This window comes from Desulforhopalus singaporensis (assembly GCF_900104445.1).
Lineage (GTDB): Bacteria > Desulfobacterota > Desulfobulbia > Desulfobulbales > Desulfocapsaceae > Desulforhopalus_A > Desulforhopalus_A singaporensis.
On record NZ_FNJI01000011.1, the window covers coordinates 21,566 to 43,779 of the forward strand.

Genomic DNA, 22,214 nt, shown 5'->3' on the forward strand with positions numbered 1-22,214 from the left:
CCTCTTGTTTACGTTATGCTATGGCAGCTTTCAGTTTTTCAGGGTCTTGCCGGTCTTCAGCGTATGGCGGATGCGCTCAAGGGTTTTTGGATTACCGCAGAGCCGCAGGAGGACTTCGAGTTCAAGATCGAGCAGGTGCTGTTCCGTTATAGCCGTCCCCGCCGCCACGTCTCCACCGGTCATGACGGCCGCGAGCTGGCCGGCAATGTCCAGGTCGTAATCGGATATCGACTTTATCCCATCGCTTTGATGAAGCCGCTCCATAAGGCTTGCTGCGGCGCTGCGGCCGGCAGCTCTCAGCCCTGCTGGCGGGTGCGGCTGCCGGTATGAGCCGGCAAGAGCGATAACCTTCTGCCTGGCCTCAGGGATCAGCCTGTCCTGGTCCATGACGACGCTGTCGCCCCGGCGCAGGTATCCCATGGCAAACAGCTGGTCGGCTGCGGCGGAGGTTTTTGCATGGACCATGTTGCGGAAAAATTTTTCAAGAAAAAGAAGGGGATCGACGTCATACTGCAGACCGAGCAGCATGGCCCGTTCCGACATCTCCTTGGTGCCTCCTCCTGCTGGAATGAGCCCCACTCCGACCTCCACCAGTCCCATGCAGGTCTCCGCAGAGGCTGCCATACTGTCGGCATGAAGGGCTATTTCACAGCCTCCGCCGAGTGTCAGGCCAAATGGGGCGGCCACCACCGGGATGGCGCAATATTTGATGGCTGTTACGGCACCCTGGAACCTCCTGATGAAAGACTCTATCTCCTTAAAATCTTGTGATTCGATCGCCTCTGCCATATAACTGAGGTTGGCCCCGGCGGAAAATGTTCTGCCGTGGTTTGCAATCACCAGACCGACGCCTTCACGCTCGGCCCGCTCAACGGCACGGTGCACCATCTCCACGGTGTCTGTATCGAGGCTGTTCATTTTTGAGTGGAACTCAAGACCGAATACCCCGTCCTTGAGGTCGTGGATTGAAGCACTGTTGTTGGCTGCCACCACCGAACCGGTCCGGCGCAGCACGCGCAGGTCCAGAGAGGGTTTGTTGTCGGCCGGGGGGATGAACTTTTGCTGCTGCAGATCCCAGATCATTTGTGTCGACCCTTTTCGTCCATAGAAATGGTCCACTTTTTCCAGGGAGTTTGGAACCGTCAAACCATCCGCCTTCACCCGGTCGATGAAAGATTTCACCCCGATCGCATCCAGCATCTCAAAGGGGCCGAGGGACCAGCTGTACCCCCACCGCATGGCCTGGTCGACGGCGACTATCTCGTCGGCTATCTCCGGAATGCGCCTGACGGTATACAAGAGGGTATCGCGAAGATTGAGCCAGACAAAGCGGCTTGCAGGGTCGTCCGCGGCCAGAACCGTTTTTAGTTTTTCCCCGGGATCCGATATCTTTTTTACCGCCGCCAGGACTGCAACTTCCGGTTTTTCTAGCGGCCGGTAGCAGCTGTTGCGGTAGTCGTAGCTCATAAAGGTACCGTCAGGCTGGCGGCGGTAAAAACCCTGCCGGGCCTTACGGCCGATCAGGCCTTCGTCCACCATCTGCCGGACAAAGGCTGGCAGCCGAAACACCTCGCGGCTCTCGTCAGACTCCAGCAGCCGATAACTGTTTTCGGCCACCAGCACCATCGTATCGACACCGATCAGGTCGAACAATCTGCACAGCGCACTGTTCGGGCGGGCGGTGGCAGGTCCGAAAACCGCGTCCACTTGTTCCACGCTCAGTCCCATCTGTTCCATGTGATGAAGGGCATTGCACAGGGAGAATACCCCGATCCGGTTGGCTATGAAATTCGGGGTGTCCTTGCCCCGCACTATCCCCTTGCCCAGACGGCGGCTGCAGAATTCGGCCAGGTTCTCCAACAGTTCCGGGTCGGTCTCCTTGGCGGGCACCAGTTCGAGTAACCGCATGAAACGGGGCGGATTGAAAAAATGGGTGGCCATAAAACGGCTTCTCACCTCTTGGGGCAGCGTTGCGGCCATCTCATTGATGGAAAGACCGCTGGTGTTGGTGGTGAGAATGGCACCTGGTTTGAGGTTGCAGACGACCTTTTCCCGGAACAGGTGCTTCTTGATGTCCATATTCTCGATAACCGCCTCGATAACCCAGTCACACTCCTGCAGCTGCTCGATATCGTCGTCGAAATTTCCGGCCGTTACCAGCCGCCTGGCATCTTCGCTGTAGAAACCCTGGGTTTTCGCGGCTGTTTTTATTCCGGATTCGGCCAGGCGGTTGCGTACCTTCCGGTCCTCTATCGTCAACCCTTCCGCCTTCTCCCGGTCGTCGGGGTGTTGCGGTACCATATCAAGGAGCAGCACTTTCATGCCGCCGTTGGCCAGCTGGGCTGCGATACCTGCTCCCATGACCCCGGCGCCGAGGACTGCCGCCTGTTTCAACTGTTGCATAGTCGACCTCCAAAAGTTTTGTTCTAAACGTTGCCGGCGATGGCTCGATGTGCGAGAAAACTTTCTCCTGATCAGGTGAAAATCTCCTTGTATGTCTCGCGCATGGCCCTTTTCAGGATCTTGCCGGTGGGCGTCTTCGGCAGCGCGTCGACAAAGACGATTTTCTTCGGCACCTTGAAGGAGGAGAGCGTTTTCCTGCAATGATTCATGAGTTCGTCATCCGACAGCTCTGCCCCGGATTTGATCTTGACCACCGCGGTGACCGCCTCGACCCAGCGTGGATGATTAATCCCTACCACCGCAACTTCCTCGACCGCCGGGTGCAGGTAGAGCGCTTCCTCCACCTCTCTTGAGGAGACATTTTCCCCTCCGGTCTTGATCATGTCCTTTTTCCGGTCAACCACGGTGATATAACGGTCCAGATCGAGGATTCCCAGATCTCCGGAATGAAACCATCCGCCCTTCATGGCCGCTTCGGTTTTTTCGGGTTCCTTGAAATACATGGTCATGACATGGGGGCCGCGACCGCAGATCTCTCCGGGGATGTCCGGTTCGGTGATCTCGTTGTTGGTGTCGTCTTCGATGCGGGACTCCATGTGCAGTCCGCCTTTTCCTGCGGCGCCGAGTTTTTCCAGGGCATCTTCGGCTTTGAGGATGGTGTGGTAGGGGGCCAGTTCCGTCTGGCCATAGTAGTTGTAGACTCCGGCTTTGGGAAATTTTTCGAGTATTTCCCGGAGGACCTCTTTGGGCATGATCGATGCCCCGTAATAACACTTCACCAGACTGCTGAGATCATATCTGGCAAAATCGGGGTGGTTGAGTATGCCGATCCAGACGGTCGGCGGGGCGAAGAACATTGTCGCCTTCCACTGCTCGATGGCTGCCAGGATTTGCCCCACATCAGGAGACATCAGGATATTGGTTCCGCCGATCCAGAATATCGGGTTCATGAACACATCCCTCTGGGCACAATGATAGATGGGCAGCGCGTTGATGTTGATATCGGCAGGATCGTAGCGGCCGTCGATAATACAGCCAAGGTACTGGGCTATGAGAGCCTGGTTGCTGATGATGACCCCCTTGGGCAGTGATTCGGTGCCGCTGGTGTAGGTCATCTGGGCCGGGTCCTCGATACGGAGGATAACGTCGGGTTCGGTGGCCGGAGCGGCTGAATACCATTGATCGAAGTCGATGAAATCTGCAGGCGGCGCCATCCCTGCGCCCTGGGCTGACCAGATGAGATGGCGCACCGAAGGAATCCTGTCGAGCACCGCTTCGACCTGGCTGTAGAGGCTGTCTTCAACTATGAAGACGGTGCTTTCCGAGTGGTTGATGCAAAAAGCGATATCCTCGTCTTTTAACAGATAATTGACCGCCAGGTAGATCGCCCCCAGCTTGGCACAGCCCATCCAGGTCAGGAAATGATGGTGGGTGTTATGGGCCAGAATTGCCACCCTGTCATACTTTTTTACCCCGAGATCGGCGAGCGCGTTGGCCACCTGGTTGCACTGGTCTTCAAGCTCGGTATAGGTAAGGCTGATATCACCGAACACCAGGGCGGTTTTTTCCGGGAAGTGATAACGGGTTCGCCGGATCATGTCGGCCACGACCCAGCGGCTTGTCCTGTTGTTCCGGTTCATCAAGAAATCGATATTTTCCTGGTTGATTGTGCTGTAGCGAAGTCGGTCGTCCTGAGATAGCGATACGTATGGCATGATGTTGTTCTCCTTGGCAAAGGGTAATTATTCGTGCAAACGTCTACATCTTCCTGGATTGTCCTTATCCGGTAAAAACTCCTTATGTTTGTTGTGACTGGACAGCTTGGCCTGCGGCCAGGGTCAGACCATTTCAATGGCGCAGGCCATGGAAACCCCACCGCCGCCGCAAAGTGTCGCAAGGCCCAGAGACTTGCCGCGCTTTTTCATGGCATACATCAGGGTTACCATAATGCGCGCCCCGGTGGAACCCACCGGATGGCCGAGGCCGATGCCGGAACCGTTGACGTTGGTTATCTCGCGGTTTAACCCCAGCTCTTTCTCACAGCCGAGATACTGGGCGGCAAAAGCTTCATTGACCTCGATCAGTTCAAAATCATCAAGGCTCAGCCCGGAAGAAGAAAGCAGATTCCGTACCGCCGGGACCGGCGATAGTCCCATGACCGAGGGATGACACCCCCCCCGGGCCACCGCCCTGATTGTCGCCATCGGCTGCAGTCCCAGCTCTTTTGCCCGATCGGCGGACATGAGGAGCATCCCGGTGGAACCGTCGTTTATGCCGCTGGAATTTCCCGCCGTGACTGTTCCGGTCTTACCAATGAACGCCGGCGGAAGGGCGCGCAGCTTGTCCATGGTCATCCCGGGACGGAAATGTTCGTCTTTGTCAAAGATAATGGTTTCCTGCCGTTTTTGGGGCACCTCTACCGGCACTATCTCCTCGCTGAAGGAGCCGTCCCCGGTCGCCCGCTCCGCTTCGTTGTGGCTTCTCAGGGCAACCTCGTCCATCTCCTCCCGGGTGATGCCGAGATGCTGGGCGATAAACTCCGCTGTATTTCCCATGATATACGGCTTGCCGACAAACATGCTGAGCGGAGGCCTGGTAGCGTCGACCGGTCCGTCTTCAGGATGGGGGATCAGGTGCGAGCCGCAATGCAGTGCCCGGATCAGGTTGTCGACAAAGGTTTGGTCCTGGAGCCTGCAGCCCCAGCGGGCGCCGGGTACCGAATAGGGTACACTTGACATGTGCTCGGTCCCCCCGGCGAGGATGATGTCGGCCATTCCTGCCTGGATCATCGCCATTCCCGAAACAGCCGCTTCCATCCCTGAAATGCAGACCCTGTTGATGGTAGCTGCGGTCACCGTTTCCGGAATACCGGCGAGAAGGGCGCCTACCCTGGTGACGTTCAGGGTGTCCGCCGACTCCATGCAGCAGCCGTAGCGGATATCATCGATCAGCGCCGGATCGATACCGGCCCTGGAAATCGTCTCCTTCATGGTTACGCTCGCAAGGACCGCACCGTTGAGGTCGCGCAGGGTTCCGCCAAAAGCGCCGATTGCGGTTCGACATGCAGCTACGATGACAACGTCTTTCATGGTTTTCCTCCTCTTTTTCCGTGTTCTGCCCGGTGGTGGGACAGGTGTTATCTGTCTATGCTTTTATGCCGTTAAAGATGAGATCAGATATAAACCGGGCCGTCTCGCTGGTGGCCACCGGTTCGTCGAATATGACCCGGTTCAGGCACGAATGCTCCAGGGTGCCGAAGATGGCGTTGCGGATATAGGCGGGCGGCAGGTCGCTTCTGATTTCACCCTGGGCAATCCCCTCCTTGATAATGCCGATGATGATGGTGTTGAATTTCTGGACCAGGGTGTAGGCTTCACTTTCGAAATACCTCTCCGAATTTCTCACCTCAAGCAGGATGATCCGGGCGAAAACCTTGTGGTTGGCGTATCGCTCAATGCTTGACCAGATAATCTTTTTCAGCCTGTTCAAGGCGCCGTCTATTCCCTGGAGATCCCTGTCGATCTGGTTGAGAAATATCTCGTAATGCTCTCTGAGGACATGGTGCAGCAGGTCTCGTTTGTCCTTGAAATATTTATAGATAAGGCCTTCGGTTACTCCCGCTTCAACGGCGATCTCTGCAATGGTTATTGTCTCAAACGACCGGTTCTCGAGCAGGTTTCGCATGGCCTGAACAATTTTCTTTTTCCCGGGCGGCAGGGATGTGGATTTTGGCTTCATGTTAAATAAAATTTACTTTTCTTTCGTAATATTGCAGGAATTTGCAATGTGTATTGTTGTAACATATTAAAATAAAAGATAGATATATTTTGGTAATTAAGTAAATAAAATTTACTTACCTGAAAAAATATTGTCAAGGTGTTTTTCTCCACCGGAGCCGGAGACGGTCAAAACAGGGGAAGTAGTTTGTGACTCAAGAAGTTTGAGGATCAAAATAGTTGACGGTGAAAATATATCTGATATGCTGCCCCTAAAACACAATCTGTTGAGGAGAAAATAGTGTATGGAACTTGAAACTGTTCTTGTGGCGGCGATTCAGTCGAGTTTTCTGCTGGGACTGCTTCACGGCGTCAACCCTTGCGGTCATTCCTGGCTGGTGCTGGCGCCGTTTGTCTCCGGTGAAACAAAAGGTACGCGCGTAGCGCTGATCACGGCGATGTTTCTTGGCGGGACGGCGCTGGCCTGTCTGGCGCTGGGGGGGAGCCTTGGCGGTGTTTCCCGGATCATGCCAGTGTCGGCGGGGCTGTGGGTTGAAATAATAACTTCGGTGGTGCTCATTGTAATAGGGGCTCTGCTGCTCTACGATCCGCACATCCTGCACAGCCACGATCACGATCACGACCATGACCACGATCATGACCATCATTGTCACTGTGATGACCGCGGGTTGCGGGCCCGGCTTAAAAAACTGACCGGGAAAAAAGAACTTCTTCCTGGGGCACTGTTTGCGATAGGTTTTGTCAACATGATAATTCCCTGTCCAACCGTTGCGCTGATGTACTCTTACGCGTTGAATTCCGGCAGCGTACTGGCGGCTGTTATCGTTTTCGGCACATACGCCGTTTCAACGGCGATTGCTGTAGCTGCGGTTATCTACTTGATTTTTAAAGTGACCAGCATGGCTTGCCGCCTGCAGAAAGATTGGGTTGAACCCCTGATAATGAGGTCTGCGGGGGTGGTGATTATTATTTTTTCCGGCTATGGGATATATCACTTGGTTGCCGCATAGCGCAAATTGGAGACTGGGCACCATGACCATAGAAACCCTTACCAATCAATTGATAGAACTCTATGACAAGGTGTCCTCATGGGAGCATTCCGTTGTCAAGGACAGCGGATTGTCGCCGGCGCAGATGCACACCATAGAGGTCATAGGCCACAGGAAGAACCTCAGGATGAAGGAGCTTGCTGAAAAGCTCGGGGTCACCACCGGAACCCTCACCATCGGCGTCGACAACCTGGAAAAACTGGGGTTGGTTGCAAGAAAACCTCACACTACCGACCGAAGATCGTTTTTTGTGGTGCTGACGACCGAGGGAAAGAGGATATTCGCAGAGCATCACCGTTTTCATGAGGACTTCACCAGGGAGATCTCCGTGGAGCTTGATAATCACGAAGTTGAAGCGCTCTGCGGTCTTTTGGGTAAAGTTCTCGACAAGATGTGATGTCGTTGCCATCCTGGCCGGTTGCAGGCGGCAGCTAGATTTTTTCAATCCACCCGCTGCACGACCTGCATCCACGTTTTTTCGGTAGCGACAACAAAAGCCGTCGTGATTGTTTTTTATGGGAGCCAGCCGCAGGGCGATTGGCTTTTACCGCTTATCCGCACCCTTCGCCGCTGCCGCCGCAGGTGGTGTCGCTGCAAGCAATCCTGCGGCCGCGTAATGTCTCGGTTTTCCGGTCGTGGTAAATAACCTGCAGCCCTTCCTCGATAAAGCCTGCTGCTTCCACCACCTGTATGTTGTAGCCGGCAAGGATTTGCCGGGGAGTGGCGCCTGCTCCGCTCACCAGCACGCTTCGGCAGTCGCCCAGAATCCTTGCCAGCTTATGCCATCTCTTGATGCCGCCCCCGGCCCTGGGGGCCTTTCGCTGCTCGACCTTGCTGTATCCCGTGGTGTGCTGTTCCCAGATTGAGAAAGAGACAGCCTCTCCGAGGTGTTTGTTGATGAGTATGCCTTCTTCAGTGGCAACGGCAACGTAGGGACGCTGGCCGCCACCAACACCTTTTGGGGCCGAGCAACTGCTCAGGCATCCGCGGAACTCTTCCGTTTTGTCCTCGTCCAGAAGTCCCGCGGCATCGGCCCGGCATCTGGTGCAATGTCGCATCTGGGGGAGATGTTTTTCCGCGCTGCTGCGGATTTCCTCCATCATCTCCGGGGCCGGCTGGGGGATGTCGCCAAACGGGGTGTTGACATTTGGGAACATCGCCATGGCATTGAAGAGATCCGCCCCGCACCGCTTCACGGTTTTTGCCACCTCCTCGATATGGTGGTCATTGATGCCCGGGATCACAATGCAGTTCACCTTGACGGTGATGCCGTGCTGTTTGAGCTTTTCGATCGCTGCAAGTTGTCGTGACAGAAGCAGTTTCGCTCCCTGCAGCCCTCGGTAGACGACATTGCCGTCCTTGACCCACGAATAGATTTTCCTGCCTATCTCCGGATCGGTCGCACATACGGTTATGGTTACGTGGGACACCTCGAGTTCGGCAAGCTCCTTTATATACGAAGAGATGTTCATACCGTTTGATGAGACGCAGAGCAGGATGTGCGGATGTTTCTTGCGCACTGTCCGCAGGGTGGCCATGGTTTTTTCGCCATTGGCAAACGGGTCTCCGGGGCCGGCTATGCCGGCCACCGTGATTCGCGGTTCCTTTGCAACAACGCGGTCCACGTAGATTCCTGCCTGGGCGGGGGAGAGCAGGTTTGAGGTGACCCCGGGGCGCGACTCGTTTACGCAGTCATATTTGCGGTCGCAAAAATTGCACTTGATATTGCATTTCGGGGCAATGGGCAGGTGGACCCGTCCATATTTGCCCTTGACGTCTGCATTGAAACAGGGATGTCTACTTATGTCTGTGTGTTTGGAATGGTTCATGATATTTATCCTTTCCCGGCAAATAAAAAACAGGAGTGACAAAAAGCCGTGGTTACATATAGCTGTAGCCCACCGGCGAATCGCTCTGCTTCCTGTCGATGATTGTGTTGGCTATAAGATCAAAAAGAGCTTGTGCGCCCCGATATCCGAGATGGAGGATGCGCTGTCCGCCGATACGGTCGTGAATAGGAAAGCCCACCCGGATTAAGGGCAGGTTCTCTCTTCTGGCCAGCGCGTACCCCTTGGAGTTGCCGATAACGATATCGACGCCGATATCTTTTGCCAAAGCTTCGATGTCGTAGAAATCGACGCCGTCCCTGACAATGGGGGGCGGGCAGTCGAAGCCTTTTGTTATCTCTTCGATTCCGGCCTTGAATTTTCCGCTTTTGCCGCCCGATGCGCACAGCACCGGATGGATGCCTGTTTCCACCAGAAAAGAGGTCATGCCGATGACCAGCTCTTCCTCGCCGTAGATGACCGCACGTTTGCCGAACAGGTATTTGTGGCCGTCGACCATGCTGTCGACAAGACGTCCCCGCTCTGCCCTGTATTCCGGCGGTATCGGATTGTTGCTTAATTTTTCCAGCAGGTCGAGAAAAGCGTCTGTTGCCCGGATGCCCATAGGGAGCCCGGTACGGTGCAGCGCAACATTGAATCTGTCCGCCAGGAATCTGCCTCCGGTTTTCTCGGGCAGGCTCCAGCCAAGTTCGAGCGACGCCACCGCGCCTCCCATCTTTTTTATCGACTCAACAGGGGTGCCCCCCTCGGGGATGAGCGGGTAGTCGTCCAGGGCGGGACCGTCCAGGGTGTCGGAGTAATCCGGTATGATGGTGGCCTGTTGCTTGAATTTCCGGCAGACCTCCTTGAGGTACCTGATATCGGCGGGTGAGACGAAACCGCTGAACATATTCAGGCTGTTGGTTGTCTCCGATCCCGCTGCCAGCTGCTCCACCACCGCGGCAACGGCGGCTGTGAACCCCTCCATGTGCGTGCCGGAATAACTGGGAGTTGATACATGAACCAGTTCCGGGGAGTCCTCGGTGGAGAATTCCCTGTTGTATTCAGCCAACAGCATGGGAACGTTGTCGCCGATTGTCTCGGTAAGACAGGTGGTGGCGACCCCGATGAGTTGCGGGCAATATTTAGCCGTTACGTTTTTCAGTCCGAGCTTGAGGTTCGGGCCTCCGCCGTATATGGCATTTTTTTCTCCCAGTGATGACGAAGCGATATCTATCGGTTCGTTGTAGTGGCTTATGATGTAGCGGCGCATGTAGGTGGCGCAGCCCTGGGAGCCGTGAAGGAAGGGGACGCATCCCTCAATTCCCCGAAAAGCGATGGACGCCCCGAGGGGACTGCAGAGTTTGCATGCGTTTGTTGTTGCAGTGTAATTCGTCATTTTAGTCATGATTGTTCTCCTCTGCTCTTCGCGGTACAAATTGCCAGACGGGGCTCATGACGGAGCTGTATACTTCCCGGGCGAAATTGAGCATGCCTGAGAATCCGGCGAGCATCTCCTTTCTTTCATGGTTGTGGTCGCAGAAGGCGACTCCAAGCTTATAAGCAATGGGGCGTTCTTTTACGCCGCCGACAAAAAGGTCGACGTCTTTTTCCTTGAGAAAGCTCGATAGCTCAAGGGGATTGGAGTCGTCAACGATGATGGTGCCGTCGTCGGTTATTTCCTCAAGCTCCAGATAGTCTTCCCTGGTGCCGGTCTGCGAGCCGACCATTACAACCTTCATGTCGAGAAGGCGAAACGCCTTGACCAGGGAAAAAGCCTTGAAGGCGCCGCCTACATATATGGCGGCTTTTTTCCCGGAAAGACTTTTTCTGTATCCGGTAAGCTCCGGCAGCAGATCTTCGAGTTCTTCCTTTACGACCTGCCGCGCTTTTTTTATAAGTTTCGGGTCGCCGAAATGACGGGCGACGCTGTAGAGCGCTTCGGCCATGTCTTCAATACCGAAATAGGAGACGCGGATTGACGGTATGCCGTACCGCTCTTCCATTATCTTCGCCAGATCAGATGTCGCTCCCGAGCACTGGACCACGTTGAGCGCGGCGCCGTGGCTCCGCTGTATATCGGCGACCCGCCCGTCTCCGGTTATATTGGCGACACACTCGATACCTATTCGCCGGAAATAATCACGAATAAGCCAGATTTCTCCCGCGAGGTTGAAGTCGCCAAGAATGTTTATCGAGTAGCTGGAGATGTTGGCAGTGTCTCCCGTGCCGACCAGCCTGGCCATGGCGGTGCAGGCTGCCTGGTATCCCGCCCGCTTGTTTCCCTTGAACCCTTCCGATTGAACCGGCAGTACCGGAATCCCTTTCTCTCTGCTCATTTTGCGGCAGACAGCTTCAAGATCGTCGCCGATTATGCCGACGATACAGGTGGAGTAGACAAAGGCGGCTTTCGGTTTATGCAGGTCGATGAGCTCATCCAGGGCTTTGGCTAGCTTTTTTTCACCGCCGAAGATGACGTCTATCTCCTGGAGATCGGTTGAGAAAGAGAGCCTGTGCAGTTCGGGGCCACTGGAGAGAGCTCCCCGTATATCCCAGGTATAGACGGCACAGCCGATCGGGCCGTGGACCAGATGCAGGGCGTCGGCAATGGGGTAGAGTACTACCCGTGAGCCACAGAAAACACAGGCTCGCTGGCTTACGGCGCCGGCAAGGCTGTCTTTGTTGCAGTCAAGAGCAAAGGCGCCTTCTCCTTTGCGGTGGATCTGGGCCGAACGTGTTTTGAGCGGTGGTATGGTACTCATCGGTGTAGTCCTTTTACTGTTGGTTGTTGTTGCCTGTAGTACAGCAAAGGACGTGCCAGTAGGAAAAAAAGTTGTATCTTGCTGAATTTGCATATTGTTTTTCGAGGCGATGGGTTGTTTTGAAAAAGTGACGTTTGTCGTATCCTGCAAAAACGACAAAATTGCAGGGAGGAACTCTTTTTGTCGGGCTGGCAACAGGAGATCGCGATAAACGCCAATCGCCTGTTGTCCCAAAACGTTGCCAAGCTCTGCTCGGCTACGATCCGATGCCGGAGTGTTGATGGCAGGTAACAGATTGTCCTCTGGTGTTTTGGTGTTTGAAAATCTGCAGGCCCAGTGGAAAATATGGACGGGGGTAGGAGAAAAGGATCCGGCCTCAATATTTCCCTGTAAACCGGGCCGGAGCAAGAGAGTAACGTAAGATGAAAATATTCAGGTTAATAACGGCAACAGAAGATTTCTGACCTCACGGCCGATGGCCAGGATCTTTATTGCGTCATCTCGGGTAAGAGGGTGGGTGACGTAGCTGTCGAGATCGCATATTTCCTGAAATTTATCAAGAAATTGCAGTTTTTCTGCAAAGCTTTCAGAAAGGTTGATATGTTTTTTCAGGGCGTATGCCAGGTCCTCCATGGTGTGGTTTTCCGCCAGGTCGCCGTGTTTCATGAGAAACGCCATGATGAGCTTTTCTATTCCCATGCAGGCGATGTTGTACAGGATAACCGGCGTAAATATTTCCGATCTCTTGATCAACGCCCTGTCGGCAGTCCCCAGAAATTGCTCGCCGTCCCGCAAGTATTCCTGCCAGTTGTCTATCTGTACAATATTCATCATGTCCTCATGCGGTGTGGTATTTACGCAAACAGATCAGTTTCGTCTCCCGCCAGTTTTGGCTCCTATAGAACTGCAGTGCCTGGTGGTTTTTTTTGTCTGCCAAAAGCTGCATCCGGCCTGCGCCGCAGCTTCGGCCCCACCCGGCCAGAGCGTCAAGCAAAGTGGAGCCGATTCCCTGTTGCCGGAACATGGCATCGACAATTACGTCTTCGATAACAAGGGCGGGGGCCCCTTCAGCCGTAGATATCAGTATCTGTCCGGCAGCCATGCCGATGACCACACTGTTGAGTTCCGCCACCATGATCCGCCCGTTTGGTGCCGCAAGCAGCAGTTCCAGCCCTTTTGCCTGTTTTGACGGGTCATAGGTGAAGTCTTCTTCGATGTCAAAGAGCTGCTTGAGCAGCCCTGTCATTGCCGCGAGATCACCTTGCTGCGCAGGTCTTATTTTCATGTCGCTGTTATTTGATGAGGTATTCGTCAGGGGGACTGTTATCTTCCACCCCGTCGAGGACGGCGTCTATCGCCTCCTCGCTGCCGATGTTTTTAAACCACCAGTTTTCCGGCTGGATAACCATAATCGGTCCGGATTCGCACTGTTTGAGGCAGCCGGTGGTTATGATCTGCATGTCCAGGCCGCGGTCCAGGATCTCTTCCTCGATATACTGGGCAAATCCGTCGGTCTGCTTGTGACAGATGCCTTTGGGGTCGCCGTTTACTCTGAAACTTTGGCAGAGAAGAATTTGTTGCTGCGGGAGTGCCATGGTTATTGCTCCTTGTTGTTTTTTTTCTTGTTGTCGCCGTAATACAGTCTGTCGACCGTTCCCTCGATATTATCGCGGGCAAGGACGACTGTAACGCCCTCTTTGGACAGAATGTTTTTTGGAGAGTCTCCGGCGCTTGCAGTCAGCAGCGCAAAACAGTCCGACAGTATCGTCGCCGCTTCCTCCCACCTGGCCTTTCCGGAACCGGGCTCGGGGGCGTCCCTTGTCTCAAGCAGGCACGGCAGCCCGTCGTCGCGCGGTCCGTAGATAAGAAACCTGTCTGCGTGGCCGAGGTGAAGGTTGACTTCCATGCCGTCGGAGCTAGTCACCGCCACGTTGGGTTTTTCTTCGGTCGGTCCGGCAAGACCGGAGAAGGCGGTCGCTGCGGCGCTTATACTTGCCGTGAGGTTGCGGGAATTGATCAGTGGCCCGGTGATCGGAAGATACTTCTCAGTTTCCCCGCTTACGGCTTCAACTTCTTCGGTCGTGGGAGAGGCGAGATCCACCTCGGTCCCGGGTTCGAAAGAGTAGGGTACCAGGGCGATGGTGTCGGCTCCGAGTTCCTGCATCTCCCGGCCGATGCCGGAGACGTGGTTCAGATTGTATCCGGGGTAAAGGGTTGAGCGGATACAGACCGTCAGGTTGTGAAACTTCAGGGCCGGTACGCCATGGCGCTGCTGCTGTATCAGTATCTTCGCCGCTTGCGATATTTTGAGAGTTTTTTGCCCCGGCCTGATCCATGCGTAGAGTTTTTCCAGTACCTCGGCCCGCAGCGCATCCACCTGGAGTTCAATGTAGTCTGCTCCTGCTTTGGCAAGCTCTCCGGCAAGTTTCTCGCTTCCCATGCCAAGGGTTCGGATGCCGATTTTCAGCTCGGGGTAGAGTTTTTTAATCTGTCTGACTGCATGCAGGGTAATATCAGGGGTCGCCAAAGGGTCGCCCGGACCAGATATCGCCGCCATGAGGGTTATGGTTTCTTGTTGTAGTGTTGTTTCTCGCAGTAGTGCAAGTGCTTCGGCTACCGTCCAACTTCGGCCGCACAGTGGCTGCACCGGCGAGAATCTGGTCCGGGCGACAAGCTGGGGCGCCACCGGCATGCAGAAAACATTACTGTCCTTTATTGTTGCAAGCGCAGCTCTGGTACTGTTTTTCTGTTTTGTGGTGGTGGCGATCATCTGTTTTGTTCCTTTTGGTTGTGGTGGCGGCAGTTGGTGGCGCTGTTTCCGTTACCGCCGTAGAATCAGAGAACCAGTTCGAATTTTTCCTCGGTGTCGTCCCTTTCTTTTCTGTCCAGCAGGCAGTTCAGGATTTTTTCAAGAAGCCTCAACCCACCCATGTAACCTATTGAGGGAAAGTATTGATGCCCCTGGCGGTCGAGTATCGGAAAGCCCCAGCGGACAAAGGGGATGTCTTCATCACGGGCGATATATTTGCAGTAGCTGTTGCCGATGATGAGGTCGACGGGTTCGTTTTTGATCCACTGATGAAGAAGAAACATATCTCCTTTTGCTTTTACGTTTACCTCGCAATTCAGCTCTGCGGTGATCTCCTGTATCCGTTTCTCAAATTTCTTTCCCGGAGTGCCGGTTATGATATGGACCGGGAGCATATCGATGGAGACCAGGAATTCGGTCATGGAGATCAGTTGATCGGGGTCTCCGACAAGGGCTACTTTTTTGCCGTAGAAATATTGGTGCATGTCGGAAATCAAATCGACCAGCCTGCCTCTTTCTGTGGCGATCTCGTCGGGGACCGATGTGCCGGCAACAGTGCGCAGGGCATCTATAAATCGGTCCGTGGCCTTGAGACCGACCGGGATGTCGAGAATTGAGCAGGGCACTTTGCACTGGGTGTCGAGCAGGCGGGCACCGTCTGCCGAGCACCACTCTCCAAGAGCGAGAGTGCCGCTGGCGTTGCCGGAATCCCTGATCTCGGCAATGGAGGTGCCGCCATCCGGAAACATGTTGTATTTCCCGGTCAGCGGCGTGTTGAGAACGCCCGACGTGTCCGGGTAGATGCTGATTTTCACCCCCATCAGGGCCGCGATTCTTTTTATTTCCTCCATGTCCGACGGCTCAACCCAGCCGGGAAGGATGTTTATTTTGCCGTTCCTGGTCCCGGTGTTTTCCGCCAGACCGGCCATTGCCTTGACCATATTGGAAAAGCCGGTCACATGGGATCCCACGTAACTGGGCGTCGGCGCCCCCAATAGTGTCTTGCCGGGAGGAACTTTCTTCTCCTTGATCGCCTTGTTGAAAATCTGCGGCAAATCGTCGCCTATCGTCTCGGACAGACAGGTGGTGTGAACGGCGATCGCTTCCGGTTCGTACACCGTAAAAATATTGTTGATTGCCTGCAGCAGGTTTGCCTGTCCGCCGAAAACCGAAGCCCCTTCCGTAAACGAGCTTGTGGCGGCCGATATCGGTTCCTTGTAGTGTCTGGTCAGGGTGGACCTGTGGTAGGCGCAGCACCCTTGCGAGCCGTGACTGTGAGGCAGGCAGCCCTTTATTCCCAGAGACGCGTACATGGCGCCTATGGGCTGACATGTTTTAGCCGGATTAATGGTCAGAGCCTTACGCTCTGTAATCACTTGTGGTGTATGTCTCAGTAACATTGTCTTACCTTTAATGAAGGTTGTCCGGTGTTTTTCGAAAAAACTTGTGAGATTGGTAGAGTTGTTGTTGTAACGTAACTTGTTATTCCCAGGCGTAGGTGGCGGAAAGTTCGGGGTTTTCCTGCCAGGGCGCCTTCATGTAACCCCATACCCTGCTGTTTACCAGCCTGTCTATTTCGTTGTAGAAGTTGATTGCTCCGGTAAACCCCGCATAGGGACCGCCGGAATCGTAGCTGTGCAGCTGCTTCATCGGGACGCCGAGTTTCTGGATGGAAAATTTTTCCTTTATCCCGGCGCAGAAAAGGTCCGGCTTTAACAGTTCGACAAGTTTTTCCGCTTCATACTGGTTCAGGTCGTCGATGACGATGGTGTTTTCGTCCATCGCCTCGTTCAGTCCCGCGTATTCCTTGAAGTCAACCCCCTCTGCTTCGAGCTTTTTTATCTCCTCTTCGCTCTTCCTGGGTTTGTAGAGCTGCGGATCGGGGCTGACTTCTATTTCCTCGATGTTTCTGCTGTCGGCGTCGACTTTGAGGTGGGGAATGACGTGGCGGCCCTCATAGTCGTCGCGATGGGCGAACTCGTATCCGGCGGAAAGGGTTTTCATCCCCAGCTCGGTAAACAGTTCCTGATAGTGATGCGCCCGGGAACCGCCGACAAACAGCATCGCGGTCTTTCCCGAAGTCCTGGGGAAAACATCTTTTCGCGCCGCTACCACCGGAGCCATCTCCTGGGCGATGACCTCTTCGACTTTTTTGGTCAGCTTTTCGTCGTTAAAATATTGGGCTATCTTGCGCAGCGATTTTGCTGTCGCTTCCGCACCGATGAAGTTGACCTTGATCCAGGGGATGCCGTATTTGGTCTCTAGCATGTCGGCAACATAGTTGATTGACCGGTGGCACATGACGCAGCTGAGATCCGCCTGGTTTGCCGAGGCAAACTTGTCGTAGGTGGCGTTGCCGGAAAAGGTCGAAATGTTGGTTATCCCGCATTTGTTGAGGATCCGGTCAATTTCAAATCCATCGCCGCCGATGTTGTATTCACCCAGCAGGTTTATTTTATACTCTCCGGTTTTTTCGCTGTCGGAGTCGCCGACCACGTGGGTGAACACCTGGTTGTTGGCGATATGGTGCCCGGCAGACTGGGAGACCCCTTTGTACCCTTCACAGCTGAAGGCGAACACGTTGCAGTCGCCGAACTTGGTCTTCATCTCTTTGGCGACCGCGTGGATGTCGTCGCCTATTAGGCCGACCGGACAGGTGGCGAACACCGCGATGGCTTTCGGATGAAACAGGTCGTAGGCCTCCTGGATCGCCGCCTTGAGCTTTTTTTCCCCGCCGAAGATGATGTCGGAGTCCTGCATGTCGGTGGACATCGCATAGGTGATATAGTTGGCGTTGGTGTCGTTTATCGCATCGGTCTGGTTTCTCCGCGTGAGCCAGGCGTAAAAGCTGCATCCGATCGGTCCGTGGACCAGGTTGACAATATCACTGGTCGGTCCCATGATAACGCCTTTGCAGCCGGCGTAGGTGCATCCCCGCATGGTGATTATGCCCGGAATGGTACGTACGTTGGCCGTGATCTCGGGGGTGCTGTTCTCCAGGGCCTCGTTGACCATTATCTGTTTTGCTCTTTTTCGGGCGACTTTCGGCGGGTATTTTTCCAGCAGTTTGTCCTTGATGTCGTGGGGATCCCACTGCACCAGTTTTTGCGCTTTTCCCATTGTTGTTCTCCTTCAGCGGTTTATTCTATCGATTTTTTACCCGTTTCCCCGGTGCGTATACGTATGCCGTCCGCCACCGGCAGTATAAAGATTTTTCCATCCCCCGGCTTGCTGGTCCTGTTGCAGGCCATGATTGTCTCTACAACGTCGTCCACCTTGTCGTCTTCCACAACGACGGTGATCATCCTTTTAGGGTAAAGCTTTCCTTTTTCACCGAGAAGGGCTGCTGCTTCTTCGTATCCTTCCTCAACGCCCTCGATCAATTTGCGGTTGACAAATCCCCAGCCGCGTCCCTGGGCCTCGTGTGCGAAAAAGGAATCGATTCCCGACTCGGTCAGACCTTTTTTGGTGTTGTTCATCATGTCCATCCTGACAACCGCGATTACCTCTTTCATGCCGTCTCCTCCAGCCCTTCTTTGATCCCCGAACTGATGGTGTAGACTTCCTCGACTTCAGTGACAAAAATCTTGCCGTCGCCAAAGGCCCCTTTTGCTCCGGTTCTTGCGGCTTCGATAATGGTTTTGATGGCGAAATCTCTGTCCGGCTCGCGGACCACGCTCATCAGCATGGTCTTGGGGATTTCGTCATAGGTGATCTCGCCTATCTTTATGCCCCGCTGTTTGCCGCGCCCTGTCACCGAGTATTTGGTTACCGCCGGAAATCCCGCATCCATAAGAGCCGCCAGTACGTTGTCCGCTTTTTCCGGCCTGACTATCGCCCTGATCATGATCATCATCTTGTTGTCTCCTTGTCTGTTTTTTTGTTGTTTGGGTCAGGAAGAAAAAGATCAGGCTTCCAGAAGTCCGAAGTCGAGCAGGAGTTGTTCCAGTTCCTCGATCTCCAGAGGGGTTGGGATTACGAACATCTTGTTTTCGTCGATGGCTTTGGCGAGGCCCCGGTATTCATTTGCCTGCCCGCACTCCCCGTTCCATTCGATCACCGTTTTCCTGTTGATTTCAGCCCGCTGGACATCATTGTCGCGAGGAACGAAATAGATCATCTGGGTTCCGAGTTTTTTTGCCAGTTCTTCTATCATCTCTTTTTCATTGTCGACATTTCTTGAGTTGCAGATGAGTCCTCCCAGCCGCACTCCACCGGACTGGGCATACTTCATGATTCCTTTGCAGATGTTGTTGGCGGCGTACATGGCCATCATCTCGCCGGAACAGACGATGTATATCTCTTCCGCCTTGCCGTCTCTGATCGGCATGGCGAAGCCGCCGCAAACAACATCGCCCAGGACGTCGTAAAAGGCATAGTCCAGCCCTTCGCTTTCATCGTAGGCACCGAGTGATTCAAGCATATTGATTGAAGTGATGATCCCGCGTCCCGCGCATCCGACTCCCGGCTCGGGGCCTCCTGACTCAACGGACCAGGACCCGCCGAAACTCTGCTTGCGGATATCGTCGAGCTCGACATCCTCTCCCTCTTCCCGCAGGGTGTCCAGCACCGATTTCTGCGCCAGGCCGCCAAGAAGAAGCCGGGTCGAATCCGCTTTAGGGTCGCAGCCGACAACCATCACCTTCCTTCCCAGTTCGGCAAGACCGGCTACTGTATTCTGGGTTGTTGTGGATTTGCCTATTCCGCCTTTGCCATAAATTGCTACTTTTCTCATTGTGGTCACCTTGACATGTTGGTTGATCTTGCTGCTCAAACGAGGTTTGATCGTACCATTGCAGAGGCTGTGCCACCCGGACCTGATGTTTTTTTATTTCGTTGAAAAACAATATCTTGTCAGGTGTGATCCTGTTTTGGTCCCGTTGTCCGCCGCATCCTTTATGTGAGAAAGATACAAAAATGTAACAAAAAAATGTTTCAAAGAAACACTTTTGAAGAAAACAAATATTGTTGCAAAAATGTAAAATAAAGACTAATAAGTACCGTATCGACGACAAGCGGGCACGGCAGACGCTTGCGGTTCTCTTGTCAAAGAGTGAGAAGCTGCCGGGTAGACACCACCGGCGAGCTTGCCTGGCAATATCAAGATAAAGTGTCAAGGAGTGCTAACCAATGAAGCTGACGGACAGGACCGGGGTTGGTGCAGACAACCACACTCAGGGGATGGAGCTGCTCGCCCTTCACAGAATAACTGAGTTGATAGGTTCTGCTGTCGACCTTGAGACCACCCTGCAGAAGATCCTCGGGGTGCTGGAGAACACTTTGCAGATGGAGCGGGCCACTCTGCTGTTTCTGGACAAAGTGAAACAAAAGCTCGTCATCAGGGCTTCCTGCGGCTTGTCCGCCCATGAAGAACTGCGGGGGGTGTACAATCTCGACGAGGGGGTGTGCGGGAAAATATTTCAGACATGCTCGCCGTTTGTCGTCCCCGACATTGAAAGTGAACCGCTGTTTTTAAACAGGACCGGGGCGCGGACCCGGGTCAGCCGGTCGAAAATATCGTTTCTCGGCGTTCCGGTGGTGGTCGGCGGCAACCCCGAGGGCGTGCTGACAGTCGATCGTCTGTTCGGTGACGAGGTTTTTTTTGAGGAGGATGTGAGGTTTCTCACCATTCTCGCCACTCTTGTGGCACAGTTTGTCATGCTGCACCGGGAGATAGAGAAGAAAGAGGCGAGGCTGATTGAGGAAAACCAGTCGCTTAAGGCCAAATTGCACCAAGTACACGGCGATCACTTCATCATCGGTCATTCCAAGCCGATGCAGGAGGTCTTCAGCATCATTGATAAAATTTCCAGCAGCAATGTGACCGCCCTTCTGCTCGGGGAGTCGGGGACCGGCAAGGAACTTGTGGCGCGGGCGATCCACGAGGGGGGCAGCCGCAAGGACAAGCCGTTTGTTAAGATCAACTGCGCAGCCCTTCCCGAAACCCTGCTGGAAAGCGAACTGTTCGGTCACGAGCGGGGGGCCTTTACCGGCGCCCACGCCGAACGTCCCGGCCGGTTTGAACTTGCCGACGGCGGTACCATATTCCTTGACGAGATCGGGGAAATGCCGCTTGCCCTCCAGGCGAAAATGCTCAGGGTGCTCCAGGAAAAACAGTTTGAACGGATCGGCGGCTCCAGGACCTACGATGTAGACGTGCGGATTGTCGCCGCAACCAACGTCAGCCTTGAACTGGCAGTGGAAGAGGGGAGCTTCCGGGCGGATCTTTATTATCGGCTCAACGTTGTCCCCCTGGTGCTTCCCCCCTTAAGAGAGCGCAATGAAGACATTCCCCTTTTGTTCAGCCATTTTCTCGGCAAAAGCAACGAAAGGAATAACAAGCAGATCAAGCTCACCTCCGAGCTGCTTGACTTCATGATTACCTATCCGTGGCCCGGCAACGTCAGGGAGATGCAGAACCTGGTGGAACGCATGGTAATCCTGGCAGAAAATGACAGGCTGACCCTGGCGGATTTGCCGCCAAACTTCTTTAAGACGGAAAAACCACCACGTGAAGTTGAGAAGAAAAATGAAGCTATTGTCCAAAGGACGGTGGAGCCGAAGAGAAAATCCCTGCAGGAAATTGAGAAAATAGAGATCGAGGCGGCGCTCAGAAGAAACGGGTGGGTGCAGGTGCGGGCCGCCAAAGAACTCGGCCTGACCGAGCGGCAGATCGGTTATCGCATCAGAAAATACGGACTGAACCGTTACGATTCCTTTCGCTGAAAGAAAGCGGCCGCCGCTCTCTGTCTGCCCTGGTCACAAGATCGGCCCGGGTTTGCGCCATTCGGTTGAAAACCCCATGTCCCTAAGAAGTTCTATTGCAGTCGTCATGTGGTTGCCCACCGAGTCGACACTGTGGGAGTCGTCGCCCGGAACCACCGCAATTTCCATTTCACGTACTTTCTCAAGAATCCTCCGGGAGATGTAGGGCTCATCGTTTCCCTTGTACAGGGCGCGCAGGTTGAGGTCCAGGATAAGGTCCTTTTGTCTAATCAGCTCAAGGTTTCTTTCAATTTTCCGGTTTATGTCAGGGCGCAGCAGGCGGCTGCGGTAGTCTGGATCGAAGATGCGGATCAGGTCGAAGTGGCCCACCACCGGCGGGTTGAGCAGGTCGATCATCTCATACTGCAGGTCGAAGTATTTCAGGTAAAGGTTGTCGATGGACCCTGCGCTATCTATTGCCCGCCGATACAGTTTTTCCGAATAGTCGAAGTTGATGTCGCCTACGAAATGCACGGAGCCGACAAAATAGTCGGGCTGAAAGGTTTTGACAAGGAAGGGGACGAATTGGCGATAGCCGCTGTATGTCTCGATTTCCATGGCGGCAAATATTTCCAGGCGGTCCCTGTAAAGCTGCTTCAACCGCCTTATTTCAACGAAATAGTCCGCGAATTTTTCAAGCAGCGACTCAGCGGTGAATCCAAGCTTTCGCTGACCCGGGTCGAGCAGGTTGTCGGATATGGGTGGGGTGTGCTCGGTTATACCGACCCAGGTGAAGCCGAGCTCGATATAACGCCTTATAATCTTTTCAAGAGTGTCCCTGGCGTGGTCGCAGAACTGGCCGCTGTGTCCTCCGTGGATCGATACTAACGAAGCTGGTTTCATAGTGGATTGGATTGCCGGTG

The 22,214-nt window shown here is 54.2% G+C and carries 20 protein-coding genes; 3 read left to right on the forward strand and 17 right to left on the reverse strand.

Annotation, left to right across the window (positions count from 1 at the left end):
• Nucleotides 1–30: 30 nt before the first annotated feature.
• From BLQ17_RS09180 to BLQ17_RS09195, 4 genes are all read right to left on the reverse strand, one after another.
• On the reverse strand, nt 31–2,403 hold the full coding sequence (locus tag BLQ17_RS09180; RefSeq protein WP_092222083.1) for a 3-hydroxyacyl-CoA dehydrogenase/enoyl-CoA hydratase family protein: 2,373 nt from the start codon (nt 2,401–2,403) through the stop codon (nt 31–33).
• A 71-nt stretch (nt 2,404–2,474) separates the two neighbouring features.
• On the reverse strand, nt 2,475–4,118 hold the full coding sequence (locus BLQ17_RS09185) for an acyl-CoA synthetase (protein ID WP_092222085.1): 1,644 nt from the start codon (nt 4,116–4,118) through the stop codon (nt 2,475–2,477).
• A gap of 123 nt (nt 4,119–4,241) precedes the next feature.
• On the reverse strand, nt 4,242–5,492 hold the full coding sequence (locus BLQ17_RS09190; RefSeq protein WP_092222087.1) for a thiolase family protein: 1,251 nt from the start codon (nt 5,490–5,492) through the stop codon (nt 4,242–4,244).
• Nucleotides 5,493–5,547: 55 nt separating this feature from the next.
• Complete coding sequence (locus BLQ17_RS09195; protein ID WP_092222089.1) at nt 5,548–6,141, reverse strand: TetR/AcrR family transcriptional regulator; 594 nt, start codon at nt 6,139–6,141, stop codon at nt 5,548–5,550.
• Between the two features lie 283 nt (nt 6,142–6,424).
• Between BLQ17_RS09195 and BLQ17_RS09200 the strand changes: the two genes are divergently transcribed.
• Nucleotides 6,425–7,150: an urease accessory protein UreH domain-containing protein gene (locus tag BLQ17_RS09200; protein WP_092222091.1), complete on the forward strand. Its 726-nt coding sequence runs from the start codon at nt 6,425–6,427 to the stop codon at nt 7,148–7,150.
• 22 nt (nt 7,151–7,172) lie between these two features.
• Entirely contained in the window at nt 7,173–7,586 is a 414-nt protein-coding gene (locus BLQ17_RS09205) for a MarR family winged helix-turn-helix transcriptional regulator (RefSeq protein WP_092222093.1), read from the forward strand.
• Nucleotides 7,587–7,740: 154 nt separating this feature from the next.
• On the opposite strand, the gene BLQ17_RS09210 is transcribed toward BLQ17_RS09205, so the two are convergent.
• The 12 genes from BLQ17_RS09210 to nifH form a co-directional block, all read right to left on the reverse strand.
• Nucleotides 7,741–9,018, reverse strand: a complete 1,278-nt coding sequence (locus BLQ17_RS09210; protein ID WP_092222095.1) for a radical SAM protein — start codon at nt 9,016–9,018, stop codon at nt 7,741–7,743.
• A 52-nt stretch (nt 9,019–9,070) separates the two neighbouring features.
• Nucleotides 9,071–10,423: a nitrogenase component 1 gene (locus tag BLQ17_RS09215; protein ID WP_092222097.1), complete on the reverse strand. Its 1,353-nt coding sequence runs from the start codon at nt 10,421–10,423 to the stop codon at nt 9,071–9,073.
• The gene (gene nifE, locus BLQ17_RS09220; RefSeq protein WP_092222099.1) at nt 10,416–11,777 is read right to left on the reverse strand and encodes a nitrogenase iron-molybdenum cofactor biosynthesis protein NifE; all 1,362 of its coding nucleotides are present in this window, start codon (nt 11,775–11,777) and stop codon (nt 10,416–10,418) included. The genes BLQ17_RS09215 and nifE overlap by 8 nt, the downstream gene beginning before the upstream one ends.
• 432 nt (nt 11,778–12,209) lie before the next feature.
• Nucleotides 12,210–12,611 carry a HEPN domain-containing protein gene (locus BLQ17_RS09225; RefSeq protein ID WP_092222101.1) on the reverse strand — a complete coding sequence of 134 codons (402 nt, stop codon included), beginning with the start codon at nt 12,609–12,611 and terminating at the stop codon, nt 12,210–12,212.
• Between the two features lie 4 nt (nt 12,612–12,615).
• The gene (locus BLQ17_RS09230) at nt 12,616–13,062 is read right to left on the reverse strand and encodes a GNAT family N-acetyltransferase (RefSeq protein ID WP_092222103.1); all 447 of its coding nucleotides are present in this window, start codon (nt 13,060–13,062) and stop codon (nt 12,616–12,618) included.
• Between the two features lie 7 nt (nt 13,063–13,069).
• On the reverse strand, nt 13,070–13,372 hold the full coding sequence (locus tag BLQ17_RS09235) for a (2Fe-2S) ferredoxin domain-containing protein (RefSeq protein WP_092222105.1): 303 nt from the start codon (nt 13,370–13,372) through the stop codon (nt 13,070–13,072).
• 2 nt (nt 13,373–13,374) lie between these two features.
• A complete protein-coding gene (locus BLQ17_RS09240) occupies nt 13,375–14,547 on the reverse strand; it encodes a NifB/NifX family molybdenum-iron cluster-binding protein (protein ID WP_092222107.1) in 1,173 nt (390 codons plus the stop codon).
• 65 nt (nt 14,548–14,612) lie between these two features.
• Nucleotides 14,613–15,986: a nitrogenase molybdenum-iron protein subunit beta gene (gene nifK / locus BLQ17_RS09245; protein ID WP_092222109.1), complete on the reverse strand. Its 1,374-nt coding sequence runs from the start codon at nt 15,984–15,986 to the stop codon at nt 14,613–14,615.
• An 82-nt stretch (nt 15,987–16,068) separates the two neighbouring features.
• Nucleotides 16,069–17,706 (reverse strand): nitrogenase molybdenum-iron protein alpha chain, encoded by a 1,638-nt coding sequence (nifD, locus tag BLQ17_RS09250; protein ID WP_092222111.1) that lies wholly within the window; start codon nt 17,704–17,706, stop codon nt 16,069–16,071.
• A gap of 20 nt (nt 17,707–17,726) precedes the next feature.
• On the reverse strand, nt 17,727–18,101 hold the full coding sequence (locus BLQ17_RS09255) for a P-II family nitrogen regulator (RefSeq protein WP_092222113.1): 375 nt from the start codon (nt 18,099–18,101) through the stop codon (nt 17,727–17,729).
• Nucleotides 18,098–18,442, reverse strand: coding sequence for a P-II family nitrogen regulator (locus BLQ17_RS09260; RefSeq protein ID WP_092222115.1), 345 nt, complete (start codon nt 18,440–18,442; stop codon nt 18,098–18,100). The genes BLQ17_RS09255 and BLQ17_RS09260 overlap by 4 nt, the downstream gene beginning before the upstream one ends.
• A gap of 51 nt (nt 18,443–18,493) precedes the next feature.
• Nucleotides 18,494–19,321: a nitrogenase iron protein gene (nifH, locus tag BLQ17_RS09265; protein ID WP_092222117.1), complete on the reverse strand. Its 828-nt coding sequence runs from the start codon at nt 19,319–19,321 to the stop codon at nt 18,494–18,496.
• A 395-nt stretch (nt 19,322–19,716) separates the two neighbouring features.
• Between nifH and nifA the strand changes: the two genes are divergently transcribed.
• Nucleotides 19,717–21,312, forward strand: coding sequence for a nif-specific transcriptional activator NifA (gene nifA, locus BLQ17_RS09270; protein ID WP_176761158.1), 1,596 nt, complete (start codon nt 19,717–19,719; stop codon nt 21,310–21,312).
• A gap of 33 nt (nt 21,313–21,345) precedes the next feature.
• Here the strand turns inward: nifA and BLQ17_RS09275 are convergent, their stop codons facing one another.
• On the reverse strand, nt 21,346–22,194 hold the full coding sequence (locus BLQ17_RS09275) for a histidinol-phosphatase (RefSeq protein ID WP_092222284.1): 849 nt from the start codon (nt 22,192–22,194) through the stop codon (nt 21,346–21,348).
• Nucleotides 22,195–22,214 lie beyond the last annotated feature (20 nt).

Coding starts and splice junctions, on each gene's coding strand:
- nifD (WP_092222111.1), bottom strand. CDS start 17,706: ATGGGAAAAGCGCAAAAACTGGTGCAGTGGGATCCCCACGACATCAAG.
- BLQ17_RS09215 (WP_092222097.1), bottom strand. CDS start 10,423: ATGACTAAAATGACGAATTACACTGCAACAACAAACGCATGCAAACTC.
- nifH (WP_092222117.1), bottom strand. CDS start 19,321: ATGAGAAAAGTAGCAATTTATGGCAAAGGCGGAATAGGCAAATCCACA.
- BLQ17_RS09185 (WP_092222085.1), bottom strand. CDS start 4,118: ATGCCATACGTATCGCTATCTCAGGACGACCGACTTCGCTACAGCACA.
- BLQ17_RS09210 (WP_092222095.1), bottom strand. CDS start 9,018: ATGAACCATTCCAAACACACAGACATAAGTAGACATCCCTGTTTCAAT.
- BLQ17_RS09275 (WP_092222284.1), bottom strand. CDS start 22,194: ATGAAACCAGCTTCGTTAGTATCGATCCACGGAGGACACAGCGGCCAG.
- BLQ17_RS09240 (WP_092222107.1), bottom strand. CDS start 14,547: ATGATCGCCACCACCACAAAACAGAAAAACAGTACCAGAGCTGCGCTT.
- nifA (WP_176761158.1), top strand. CDS start 19,717: ATGAAGCTGACGGACAGGACCGGGGTTGGTGCAGACAACCACACTCAG.
- BLQ17_RS09255 (WP_092222113.1), bottom strand. CDS start 18,101: ATGAAAGAGGTAATCGCGGTTGTCAGGATGGACATGATGAACAACACC.
- BLQ17_RS09260 (WP_092222115.1), bottom strand. CDS start 18,442: ATGATGATCATGATCAGGGCGATAGTCAGGCCGGAAAAAGCGGACAAC.
- nifK (WP_092222109.1), bottom strand. CDS start 15,986: ATGTTACTGAGACATACACCACAAGTGATTACAGAGCGTAAGGCTCTG.
- BLQ17_RS09230 (WP_092222103.1), bottom strand. CDS start 13,062: ATGAAAATAAGACCTGCGCAGCAAGGTGATCTCGCGGCAATGACAGGG.
- BLQ17_RS09225 (WP_092222101.1), bottom strand. CDS start 12,611: ATGATGAATATTGTACAGATAGACAACTGGCAGGAATACTTGCGGGAC.
- BLQ17_RS09180 (WP_092222083.1), bottom strand. CDS start 2,403: ATGCAACAGTTGAAACAGGCGGCAGTCCTCGGCGCCGGGGTCATGGGA.
- BLQ17_RS09205 (WP_092222093.1), top strand. CDS start 7,173: ATGACCATAGAAACCCTTACCAATCAATTGATAGAACTCTATGACAAG.
- BLQ17_RS09200 (WP_092222091.1), top strand. CDS start 6,425: ATGGAACTTGAAACTGTTCTTGTGGCGGCGATTCAGTCGAGTTTTCTG.
- BLQ17_RS09190 (WP_092222087.1), bottom strand. CDS start 5,492: ATGAAAGACGTTGTCATCGTAGCTGCATGTCGAACCGCAATCGGCGCT.
- BLQ17_RS09235 (WP_092222105.1), bottom strand. CDS start 13,372: ATGGCACTCCCGCAGCAACAAATTCTTCTCTGCCAAAGTTTCAGAGTA.
- nifE (WP_092222099.1), bottom strand. CDS start 11,777: ATGAGTACCATACCACCGCTCAAAACACGTTCGGCCCAGATCCACCGC.
- BLQ17_RS09195 (WP_092222089.1), bottom strand. CDS start 6,141: ATGAAGCCAAAATCCACATCCCTGCCGCCCGGGAAAAAGAAAATTGTT.